Raw genomic sequence first — 11,530 nt, 5'->3', positions numbered from 1 at the left:
ATTCGTCCACCCTCGAGCCCCCATCATGAACGACTCGATCGAACCCCTCGCCCCGCCGGCCGCCGACGCGGCCCACGCTGCCGGAAGCACGATCGAACGCGCGGCCATCCCGCCCGGCTCCCGCGAGGCGGCGCCCGACGCGCCGCGCCGCCGACGCGCCCGCCGACTGACCGTGCCGTTCGCCGCCATCGCGCTCGCCGTCGCGCTGCTCGCGACCGGTATCGTGCCGCGCATCGATGCGCGCGCCGCACAGCGCGCGCAGGTGGCCGCGCAGCAAGCGCTGCCGGTATCGGTGATCGCGCCCGGCACGGCGCCCGCCGACCAGACGCTGACGCTGCCCGGTTCGGTGATGCCGTTCGCGGAAGCGTCGATCTACGCGCGCACCAGCGGCTATATCGCGCACTGGAGCGCGGATCTCGGCGCGCACGTGAAGGCCGGCCAGCCGCTCGCGCAGATCGCCGCGCCCGATCTCGACGCGCAGCTGCGCCAGGCGCGCGCCGACGCGGCCACCGCGCAGGCGAACTACGACTATGCGAAATCGACCGCGCAGCGCTGGCAGGACATGCTGAAGTCGCAATCGGTGTCGCAGCAGGACACCGACACGAAGGTGGCCGACATGAACGCGAAGCGGGCGATGCTCGCATCCGCGCAGGCGAACGTCGCGCACCTGAACGAGCTGGTGTCGTATGAAGCGGTCAGCGCGCCGTTCGACGGCGTGATCACCGCGCGCAACGTCGACGTCGGCACGCTCGTCACCGCGGGCGGCACGCCGGGCAGCCCGGGCTTGTCCGGCGAACTGTTCCATCTGGCGCAAACCGGCACGCTGCGCGTGTTCGTCGACGTGCCGCAGGACAGCGCGGCCGACGTCTCGACCGGCACGCCGGTCTACCTGACCACGCAGCAGTATCCGGGGCGGCACTTTGCCGCGCGCGTCGCCCGCACGGCCGGCGCGATCGACCCGGTCACGCGCACGCTGCGCGTCGAGATCGACGTCGACAACGCCGACGGCGCGCTGCTACCCGGTGCGTATGCGCAGGCGCACCTCGTCGTCGCGAGCGCCGCGCCCGCGCTCGAGCTGCCCGTCAGCGCGCTGCTGTTCCGGCCGGACGGCGTGACGGTGGCGACCGTCGCCGCGAACGGACGCACCGCGCTCAAGCGCGTGCAGATCGGGCGCGATTTCGGCACACGCGTCGAGATCGTCGCGGGGCTCGCGGCAGGCGATCGCGTGATCGACAACCCGGGCGATGCGATCACCGCCGGCGAAGTCGTGAAGATCGTGTCGATCGCGCATGCGGCGGCACCGGTTGCCGCTTCGTCCGCGCAAAGCGCACAACCCGTGCCCGCGAGCGGTACGGGCGGCGTGCCGCCGATGCGCGCGAGCAGCGCAGCACCGGCCGCGCCGGCCGCATCGACACCCGCCGCGGCGCCCGCACGCGGCTGACCTATCGAAGCCCCCCCCTGACGAGAGATCTGCCATGCGCCTCGCTCATCCGCTCCCGTTCGCCCGCCGCGCCGTCGCGCTCGGCGCCGCCGCGGCATTGGCCGCGTTGACCGCCTGTACGACGCTGCCGCCGTATTCACCGCCCGCGGTCGCCGTGCCGGCGCACTACGCGGGCGCACCGGCCACACCGGCTGCACCGGCCACGCAAGCCGGCTGGCACGTCGCGATGCCGGCCGACGACGCCGCGCGCGGCGCATGGTGGACCGTGTTCGGCGACGCCGATCTGAACGCGCTCGAAGCGCGCGTCGACGTATCGAACCAGACGGTGAAGAAAGCGCTCGCCGATTTGCAGCAGGCCCGCGCGATGGTCGACTACCAGCATGCGGGGTTCCTGCCGACGATCACCGCGGGCGCCGCGCAAAGCCGCGCACGCGTGTCGCAGAACCGGCTCGGCTCGTCGCTGGCCGGCAAGACCACGCCCGACTATCAGACCGGCGTGGCCGCGAGCTGGGAGCCCGACGTTTTCGGCCGCGTGCGCGATGCGGTGGCGGGCGCGCAGGCGAACGCCGCCGCGAGCGCGGCCGACCTGCAGGCCGTGAAGCTGTCGGTGACGGCCGAGCTCGCGACCGACTATTTCGCGCTGCGCTCGCTCGACACGCAGAAGCAGCTGCTCGACGACACGGTGCACGCGTACGCGGACGCACTGGCGCTGCTGAAGCAGCAGCTCGCGGCCGGTGCGATCGACGCGTCGGCGGTCGCGCAGGCCGACACGCAGCTCGAAGCGACGCGCACGCAGGACACCGACATCGACGCGGCGCGCGCGCAGCTCCAGCATGCGATTGCAACGCTGGTCGGCGAAAGCGCGTCGACGTTCGCTCTGCCGCCGCGCGTGCAGTCGTACGACGTACCGGCCATCCCGCCCGGCGTGCCGTCACAACTGCTCGAACGGCGGCCCGACATCGCGGCGGCCGAGCGCCGCGTCGCAGCCGCGAATGCGCAGATCGGTGAAGCGCGCGCGGCGTTCTTCCCGGACCTCGTGCTGTCGGCGAGCGCCGGGCTCGAAAGTTCGTTCTTCGCGCCGTGGCTCACCGCGCCGAGCCTGTTCTGGTCGCTCGGCCCGCAGCTCGCCGGCACGCTGTTCGACGGCGGGCGCCGCAGTGCGTCGCTGCGCGGCGCGCACGCGCAATACGACGGCGCGGTCGCCGATTACCGGCAAACCGTGCTGGTGGCGTTCCAGCAGGTCGAGGATCAGTTGTCGTCGCTCGATGCGCTCGCGTCGGAGGCACGCAGCCAGCAGCGCGCGACCGATGCGGCCGACCTGTCGCTGCGGCTGACGACGAACCGGTTCAATGCAGGCGCCGTCAGCTATCTGGATGTCGTGACCGCACAGACGATCGCGCTGACGAACCGGCGCGCGGCCGATCAGATCGATGCACGGCGAATGGAGGCCGAGGTCGGGTTGTTGAAGGCGTTGGGCGGTGGCTGGCAGGCAAGCGCGAGCGCAGACGCGGAATCGAACACCGGCACGCAGGAACACGCGGTGGCCGCGCGGCCCGATCTCGCCGTCACGCTCCCCGGCGGCCGGTTGAACGTGAGAGGTGCGCAGCTGTAGCGCCATTCCAACTCGTCAATCGGCGGATGAAAGGCTGCACGTCGGTAATACGGCTCGTCGACGTCACCCCACGACATGTCACCGTCAGTCACGCGAACCATGTCTTCTCCATCGCTTGCGCGCGGGTCGACTGCCTTGCGGTAGTCCGAGAGCGAACCCATGTTGTTTTCCGTTGTGTCCGGGACCAGAGGTCCGAGCCGAGCGCAAAGGCTTGCTTCCGTAACGTAACCCGGTATCTGACCATCAGATGGCGGCGGCGTTGAAGCTGGCTGGAAGCAGATGATGATTGCGTTCGTCCTGCTGGAACAGGTATTTGCCGTTCATGTGCCTGGCCAGGCCATCGAGATCTGGGAAGAGCGTAGCAGGCGTCACCCCCGCTTTAGCAAGATCCAAGCGCATGCGGGCGAAGGCTTCGGCCGGAATCGTCACGTACTGCAAACGCTGCCAGTAGTCGTCCTCACACTCGAGCGGCTGAAATCTCAGCGTGTCGTTGTCGCCTGGATAGCTTCTATGCAGGGTGAAGTAGCCTTCCTGCGCAGTGATTCTCGGCGAAACATGGCTCGGGTAGACCACCCCCGTGCGGCGAACACGGAACGGTTGCGCGCTATTAGGGGACAGTACTGTGACCGGTGGGTCATAGGTCAACATCCAGACCGCGCCGTGGCTACCCGGCTTGGCGGGCGCTTGTACCGCGAACCATAGCGCAGCCAGGGCGCTGCCAGACCAGTCAAGCAGACGTGTCGCCATGCCGTGATGTTGCGCAATCGCCAGCCACTCCAGATCGCTAAGCTCTGCGTGGGGAAAATTCAGATACGGCAGTGCACGTCGTTTGAAGTCACTGAGCATCGATTGCTCGATGCCTGGTGTAAGGTCAAAAACCTGTGGCCGTGCGATGCCCGGTATCAACGTATGCTCCGCGTTGCGATGCCCGCGAAACAGTACCTGCGGATCCTCAGGCCAGAGCGGATCATCAACTCGATTTGTGACTTCGTGCAGGAACTCTGCGAGGGTGCATACGTCGCGGAGATGCTGCATGTGGCGATAAGACCTCTTCTTCGGCTCCCCGAAGACGGTTTCGTCCAAAGATGACTCGGTCAGGCCATGATCGGCCATATTCTCTTCCTTCTTCATCGCTTCCAGTTTTTCGGTGGCAACTAGTCTTGCAGTCCGTGAGCCCTCGACAGAGCCCGCCCTATCGCTTGCATTCGCTCGTTCGCGCGGCTCCTGCTACCGAACAACTGATCCCATCTTTCTTGGGAAACGATCACTCCAGTATTTGGAAGACTCGCCATATGATCGGCGAGCGCCTGAAGCTCCTCCGCGGCGGCTCTTTGGAGCGCCCAAAGGCACTCGATTTCTCGGGGGTCGATCTTCATGTTTTCCTTGGTGTACGAGCTTGGTCAGCAGCCGTCGGCTCAGGAGGCTGAGCGGGTCATGGTGTCGACGAGGGTCTTTTCAGACACTTTGAATATCAAATGGAAAATAGACCAAATAAAGCCAGCTGCAGTCGATGACCTGCCCTCGATAATCTGACCTCGTCTCCGCTGACGAGTCTCTCAGTCAAATGAACCGCGTTGATCAACGTGCACGCAGGTCAAATCCAGAAATTCATGTCCTATTCCACGGTTTCCTATTGAATCCCAGCCTAGCTTCGATGGTATTGATGGAGCCGCACTATTTCCCTAAAATGACTCCGCACACAATGGAGACCAGAGTTACTGGATCGCCGTCCACAAGACGTTTAACGGCAGCGAGACTGGAAACTCCAATCAATTGTCGAATGAGTTTGGGCGACCAGCCTTGGCGATGGAGATTCACTGCGAAGGTTCGCCGAGCCACGTTGGCGTTACCGCTTTCGAAGCCCGCCTGCGTGTGCAGTCGGCGGATGATTTCGTTCAGCGTTTCGCAAGAGTCACTGGCCGCACCTGTACGCGTGATGCTGCGCGTAAAGGCGAACGGCGCTCCGTCGCTGGTTAGGAAGAGCGAGCTTTGCGTGTCCAAGCCCCCCGTACGCCGCACGTGCTGTGCTGATGCCGTGGCCCGATTCGCGGCGATATTGCAGGTAGTTGTCCACTGCTTCGCGAGCCTTGGCGTTAGCCCACGGAAGCGGACGGCTTTTTCCTTTATTCGAGAATGGTCTGGAGACGCGCGAGCGCATCTTCGACCACTTCGGACGGGGCGCGCTCGACCTTACGTGCGCCACGTGCCTCAAGATCGAGCGTGCGAACCATGTTCACAAGGGCCACGCCCTGCGTTTCAGTGCCCGAACCCGAGAGGGGCACAGCGAATCCCGCGTATCGCGCAAATTCGCCGCCCTGCGTAATCGGCGCGACGAGCGCCACGCCAAGCGCATTGAACGCAGCAGGCGACAGAACGAGCGCGGGGCGAAAATCCCCTTGTTGCTCCTTGCCTACGGTCGGGTTCAGGCTAACGCGCACGATATCGCCCCTCTCAAACTTGACGCGCCTCACCATGCTTCGTGCCCCACCGGCTTGGATTCGCCCCACGCGGCCAGGTCGGCCGGTTCCGGGGCCTTCGGATCGCACTGCGCGATCAGGTCATCCAGTGAATACTTGCGCCGGGCTGGCGAAAGCAACACACCATCGGGGCGCACATCGGCATTCAGCGAGCTACCTACCGACGCGTCGATTTGCTCAAGCAACACGGCCGGAAGCCGGACTGCCGCGCTGTTGCCCCACTTCTGAATTTTGAGTTCCATATCATCACTCCAAATGTAGATCCATTGTAGATACCCGCAGATCAAAAGGCAAGCACTTTGTATCTACATTGAAGATACCAGCGAGAGCGAAGGCGCGGTGCTGCCAACCGTACAGTTATCGGCCGCGAGCACTCGTAAGTTGAGGCCAAATCGCCAAGCTGCCCCCCTCACTCCCCAAGGTCGATCGCGGCAATCGCTTCGCGCATGTCTCACTGGGAGACATCGACGTAGGGCGCAACGTGATCGATATGTGCGTGCCCCAACAAGATCTGAACTGGTTTCAAGCGAATGTCCGTTAGCTATCAGCCGCGTTGCACACGTCCGGCGGCCTGAGTGGCTGCTGAAGCCGGCTCCGAGGCCAGCAGCCCGATACAAACTGGTGACGTAACTTTGAGGCTGTCAGCGGCCAAATACTCCACTGCCTCCCCTTCGAAATTCACGCGACGCTTCACGCTAAGCTCGAATGGGTCGCCCTTCTGCCTGAGGATGAGCCAGGTTTTGGGCATCAGGCCGACGGCCGGCTGAACGTGAGCATGAAACGCGTGCCGGCCGCATCGCTTTCGACGCGGGCGGAACCGCCGTGCAGCTCCATCACCGACCGCACGATCGCGAGGCCGAGCCCGGCCGTGCCGCCCGGCGCACCGCCGCTGCGCGCCGGGTCGCCGCGCACGAACCGGTCGAAGATCCGCGGCAGCAGAGCGGGATCGATCGGCTCGCCCGGATTCGCGACGACGACGCGCACCGCATCCGGCGCTTCGTCGACGGCGAGCGTGATGACCCCGCCGGCCGGCGTATACCGCAGCGCGTTCGCGAGCAGGTTGCCGATCGCGCGGCGAAACAGCTCGACGTCGGCGGTCAGCCGCCCCTGCCCGTCGACGCGCAGCGTCGAGCCTGCTTCGTCGGCGAGCCCCTCGAAATACCCGGCGATGCGTTCGAGTTCGTCTCGCACGTCGAACGCCCGCTGCCGCGTGACGAAGCTCGGATGCTCGGCGCGCGCGAGGAACAACACGTTGTCGATCATCCGCGCGAGCCGATCGTATTCCTCGAGATGCGATTCGAGCAGCGCCTGGTATTCATCGGCCGGCCGCGGCCGCGCGAGCGCGACTTCGGTGGCGCCGCGCATGTTGTTCAGCGGCGTCCGCAGGTCGTGCGCGAGATCGGCGCTGAATTGCGACAGATGCGAGAACGCCTGCTGCAGGCGGCCGAGCATCGCATTCTGCGCATCGACGAGCGCCCGCAGCTCACGCGGCGCGCGCGACGCGTCGAGCCGCGTGTCGAGCTTGTCGACCGTGATCCGGCCGGTGTTGTCGACGATCTCGCGCAGCGGCTCGAGTGCCGTGCGGATCAGCCCGTAGCCGAGCAGCAGCGCGAACAACGCGCCGAGGCCGCCGGCAAGCTTCAGTCGATCGCGGTAACTGTCGAGCAGCGCGGCCCGGTCGCGCATGTTGCGCGCGATCGCGACGTGAATCGGCGTGCGGTCGCCGAGCACGGCCTCGATCACGACGCCGCGCATCGGCGTGCCGCCCGCCGCGATCCATGTGACGAGTTGATCGGCCGTGATCCGGTCGTTCGCGGGTATCGGCGTCGCGTTCGGCGCAACCAGCTGCGCGTCGGCCAGCGGCGCCGACGCGGCCGCCCGCGCGTCGTCGAGCGCGGCGAGCGTGACGTTGTGGCGTACCAGCACGTCACCCTGCGCATCGGTGACGACCATCGACAGCGCCTCGTTGCCGAGCACCTGGCTCGTGAGCCGCTCCGTATGCGTGCGCACCGCGTCGAGCGATTCGAGCTCGCCCGCGAGCCGGCGCGTATGGCGCGCGGCGAGCACGATGTCGAGGTCGTCCTGCGTATTGACCTGCCGCTCGAGGCTCGCGTACACGTACACGCCGACGAGCGCGAACGCGGCCAGCGTGGTCGCGGCGATTGCGAGCGCGAGCGTCGCGGCCAGCGAACGCGGCCACCTCATGCGTCGTCCTTCGGTTCGAGCACGTAGCCGACGCCGCGCACCGTGTGGATCAGCTTCACGGGGAATGCGTCGTCGATCTTCGCGCGCAGGCGCCGGATCGCGACTTCGACGACATTGGTATCGCTGTCGAAATTCATGTCCCACACGTAGGACGCGATCTGCGTGCGGCTCAGCACTTCGCCCTGCCGGCGCGCGAGCAGCTGCAGCAGCGAGAATTCGCGCGGCGTCAGGTCGATCCGCGTGGCGCCGCGCTTCACGCGGCGGCGCACGACGTCGATTTCGAGGTCGCCCACCGCGAGATGCTCGGTTTCGCGCGGCGGCCCGCGCCGCGCGAGCGTGCGGATGCGGGCAAGCAGCTCGACGAACGCGAACGGCTTCACCAGGTAATCGTCGGCGCCGAGCTCGAGGCCATGCACGCGGTCCTGCACGTCGTCGCGCGCGGTCAGGAACAGCACCGGCGTCGTATGCGTGTCGCGCAGCCGCTTCAGCACGCCCCAGCCGTCGAGCACCGGCAGCATCACGTCGAGCACGATCACGTCGTAGCGCTCTTCCTGCGCGAGCGTTAGCCCTTCGCCGCCGTCCTTCGCGAGATCGACGCTGAACCCCGATTCCTCGAGACCCTTCTTCAGGTAGGCGCCCGTCTTCGGCTCGTCTTCAACTATCAGGATGCGCATGGCGGTTCCGTCGCGGTCGTGGTGACATGCGGCGATGTTACCGGGAAACGCCGACGGCGCACTGCACGGTGCAAGCTGGAACGGGGTTGATGACAAAACTGTAATCGGGGGGTAAGCGTGGCGTGCGGTGGCGCCCCCCCGAAACCCAATTGGCGGCGCCGATAGGTATTCCGGGGCGAGTAGCCCGACGCACGCGGGCGCGGTACGGATGCCGAGAACTGAGGACGACCTGGACGCCGATGTCCGCACGTCGCACACGTCGCGAACGCGTACGCAAACGAAGGTGAAGGCATCTTCCCGAGCCGCTGCTGCCGTTATTTGAAACCGGCCTGCGCGAACCCGCACGTCGAATCGAACGCGTCGAGGATCGTCGCCGACGTGCCGGCCATTCGCGTGGCCATCGCGTCCGGATTTTCGCGCGCGGGTCCTGACGAAGCCAGTGCACCACCGTCGACACCAGGCCGCCGCCCGGCACGGCGAGGCAATCCCTTTCCGCGTCCGTTCGGGTCCCTTCATGCCCGCACGCCGCCCCCTTGAGCGGGGCTGAGCGTGCCGAGCGCCGCCTCGTCGAGCCGTTCCGTCACGGGCCGGCCCGGCCGGCTCAGGGCTTGCATCCAGCCGCATAAAAAGCACACACGGATGCGGCCGCGCCCCTGACACAAAGTGACCCCATTAACATCATAAGATTGCATTCTCACATTTAATGTGATTTTATTACCACCTGTCGCACGCCGCCGCCAACCACGCGCGGCGCACCCATACCAAGGAAGAGACGCAGATGGAGACAATCGCCGTCATCGGCAGCAACATGGTCGACCTCGTGACCTATGTCGCACGCATGCCCGCCCGGGGCGAAACGCTCGAAGCGCCGAACTTCGAGCTCGGCTGCGGCGGCAAGGGGGCGAACCAGGCCGTCGCGGCCGCCCGCCTCGGCGCGCGCGTCGTGATGGTCACGAAGGTCGGCGACGATGTATTCGCCGACAACACGATCCGCAACTTCGCGCGCGAAGGCATCGACACCACGCACGTGCGCAAGGTCGCCGGCGTGCCGAGCGGCGTCGCGCCGATCTTCGTCGAACCCGATTCGAGCAACAGCATCCTGATCGTCAAGGGCGCGAACCGCCACCTGACGCCGGCCGACATCGACGCGGCCGCGCCGCAGCTCGCCGAATGCGCGCTGATCGTGCTGCAGCTCGAGATCGAGCTCGACACCGTCTATCACGCGATCGGATTCGGCGCGCGCCACGGCATTCCGGTGCTGCTGAACCCCGCGCCCGCGGTAGCCGATCTCGATTTCGAGCGGATCCGCACCGTCGAATTCTTCGTGCCGAACGAAACCGAACTCGCGATCGTGTCGGGCATGCCGGTCGATTCGCGCGACACCGCGGCGCGCGCCGCCGAAGCGCTGGTCGCGCGCGGGCTCAAGCACGTGCTCGTCACGCTCGGCAGCAACGGTTCGCTGCTGGTCTCGCGCGACGGCGTGCGGCATGTGCCGGGCGTGCCGGTCGACGCACGCGACACGACGGGCGCCGGCGATGCGTACATCGGCTGCTTCGCGCGCTGCTACGCCGCGTCCGGCGACGCACTCGACGCGATGCGTTATGCGTCCGCGTATGCCGCGCATTCGGTCACGGGCCTCGGCACGCAGAAGTCGTACGCCGACACCGCGACGTTCGAACGCTTCCTCCGCGACGCCGGCATGTAAGCGGCGCCTTCATCGACGAGACAACCGGGAAGGAGACACCCATGGGCCGAGCCAGAATCGAACACACCCCCGACGGCTATTACCTGAACCGCACGCCGCTCTTCGCGTTCACGCTGCTGTGCTGCCTGTTCGCGCTGTGGGGCACCGCCGCGAACCTGAACGACGTGCTGATCGCGCAATTCAAGAAGTCGTTCTTCCTGTCCGATTTCGAATCGGCATTCGTGCAGTCCGCGTTCTATCTCGGCTACTTCTTCCTCGCGATTCCGGCCGCGACCGTCGTGAAAAAGTTCAGCTACAAGACGACGATCCTCGTCGGCCTGCTGCTCTACACGACCGGCTGCCTGCTGTTCTTTCCGGCAGCATCGATGGCGAAGTACGGGATGTTCCTCGTCGCGCTGTTCGTGATCGCCGCCGGCCTGTCGTTTCTCGAAACCGCATCGAATTCGTATTCGACGCTGATGGGCCCGCGCGCAACCAGCACGCGGCGGCTGAACATCTCGCAGACGTTCTATCCGTTCGGCGCGATGGCCGGCGTGTACATGGGCAGCTTCCTGATCTTCAAGGAAGGCGATGCGTCGCATGCGCAGCTCGCCGCGATGTCGGCTGCCGAAGCCCACGTGCACCAGCTCGCGATGATCCAGGCCACGCTCGAGCCGTACAAGTGGCTGATCGCCGTGCTCGTGGCCGTGTTCATCGTGTTCGCGCTCACGCCCTACCCGGCCTGCAAGGGCAACGGCCCGAGCGTGGCCACGCACCGGATCGACGCGCGCGGCGCGCTCGCGCGCCTGTTCGGCAACCGGCGCTTCGTCGCGGGCGTCGTCGCGCAGTTCCTGTATGTCGGCGCGCAGGTCGGCGTGTGGAGCTTCACGATCCGGCTCGCGATGCAGATCGGCGGCCTCACCGAGCGCGGCGCGTCGCACTACCTGCTCGCGACGTTCTTCGCGTTCTTCGTCGGCAAGCTCGTCGCCACGCTCGTGATGAAGCGCGTCGGCCCGGCCAAGGTGCTGATCGTCTACGGCATCCTGTGCATCGCGCTGCTCGCGTACACGATCAGCGTGCACAACATCACCGCCGTCTATGCGGCCGTGGGCGTGAGCGTGTTCCTCGGCCCGTGCTGGCCGACGATCTACGGCCTCACGATCGACGGGCTCGGCAAGGACACCGAATACGGCGGCTCGATCCTCGTGATGAGCATCGTCGGCGGCGCGGTCGTGCCGCTGATCCAGGGGCTGATCTCCGATCACACGGGCGGCAACATGCAGCTCGCGTTCGTCGTGCCGCTCGCGTGCTTCGTCGTGATCGTCTACTACGGCTTCTACTGCCTGCGCCACCTGCCGGCCGCGACACCCGACGCAGCCGCCGACGGCCACGCGCCCGCGCGCTACGCCGCCCCGCGCAACACGTCGGGAGCGTGAG

9 protein-coding genes are annotated in these 11,530 nt (G+C 66.4%); 4 read left to right on the top strand and 5 right to left on the bottom strand.

Annotation, left to right across the window (positions count from 1 at the left end; all coding sequences use genetic code 11):
* Positions 1-25: 25 nt before the first annotated feature.
* Positions 26-1,441 carry an efflux RND transporter periplasmic adaptor subunit gene (locus CFB47_RS34105; RefSeq protein WP_089463860.1) on the top strand — a complete coding sequence of 472 codons (1,416 nt, stop codon included), beginning with the start codon at positions 26-28 and terminating at the stop codon, positions 1,439-1,441.
* 34 nt (positions 1,442-1,475) lie between these two features.
* Positions 1,476-3,053 carry an efflux transporter outer membrane subunit gene (locus tag CFB47_RS34100; protein WP_089463859.1) on the top strand — a complete coding sequence of 526 codons (1,578 nt, stop codon included), beginning with the start codon at positions 1,476-1,478 and terminating at the stop codon, positions 3,051-3,053.
* 243 nt (positions 3,054-3,296) lie between these two features.
* Here CFB47_RS34100 and CFB47_RS34095 read toward each other — a convergent pair whose 3' ends face one another.
* The 5 genes from CFB47_RS34095 to CFB47_RS34070 all read right to left on the bottom strand — a co-directional run bounded on the left by CFB47_RS34095 (position 3,297) and on the right by CFB47_RS34070 (position 8,409).
* Entirely contained in the window at positions 3,297-4,184 is an 888-nt protein-coding gene (locus CFB47_RS34095; RefSeq protein ID WP_089463858.1) for an FRG domain-containing protein, read from the bottom strand.
* Positions 4,185-5,176: 992 nt separating this feature from the next.
* Positions 5,177-5,527 (bottom strand): type II toxin-antitoxin system ChpB family toxin, encoded by a 351-nt coding sequence (locus tag CFB47_RS34090; RefSeq protein WP_089463857.1) that lies wholly within the window; start codon positions 5,525-5,527, stop codon positions 5,177-5,179.
* Positions 5,521-5,772, bottom strand: a complete 252-nt coding sequence (locus CFB47_RS34085) for an AbrB/MazE/SpoVT family DNA-binding domain-containing protein (RefSeq protein WP_089464289.1) — start codon at positions 5,770-5,772, stop codon at positions 5,521-5,523. The genes CFB47_RS34090 and CFB47_RS34085 overlap by 7 nt, the downstream gene beginning before the upstream one ends.
* Before the next feature lie 505 nt (positions 5,773-6,277).
* Complete coding sequence (locus tag CFB47_RS34075) at positions 6,278-7,735, bottom strand: heavy metal sensor histidine kinase (protein ID WP_089463856.1); 1,458 nt, start codon at positions 7,733-7,735, stop codon at positions 6,278-6,280.
* Positions 7,732-8,409 (bottom strand): heavy metal response regulator transcription factor, encoded by a 678-nt coding sequence (locus CFB47_RS34070; RefSeq protein WP_027786146.1) that lies wholly within the window; start codon positions 8,407-8,409, stop codon positions 7,732-7,734. Before CFB47_RS34070 ends, CFB47_RS34075 begins: the two co-directional genes overlap by 4 nt.
* Positions 8,410-9,187: 778 nt before the next feature.
* On the opposite strand from CFB47_RS34070, the gene rbsK reads away from it, so the two are divergent.
* Entirely contained in the window at positions 9,188-10,114 is a 927-nt protein-coding gene (gene rbsK / locus CFB47_RS34060) for a ribokinase (RefSeq protein ID WP_089463855.1), read from the top strand.
* Positions 10,115-10,155: 41 nt separating this feature from the next.
* A complete protein-coding gene (gene fucP, locus CFB47_RS34055; RefSeq protein WP_089463854.1) occupies positions 10,156-11,529 on the top strand; it encodes an L-fucose:H+ symporter permease in 1,374 nt (457 codons plus the stop codon).
* The last annotated feature ends 1 nt before the right edge of the window (position 11,530 follow it).

The sequence above is a fragment of the Burkholderia sp. AU27893 genome, from assembly GCF_002223205.1.
Lineage (GTDB): Bacteria > Pseudomonadota > Gammaproteobacteria > Burkholderiales > Burkholderiaceae > Burkholderia.
Note: the sequence above shows the minus strand (reverse complement) of the source record. Positions and strands in the feature narration are given on the sequence as shown.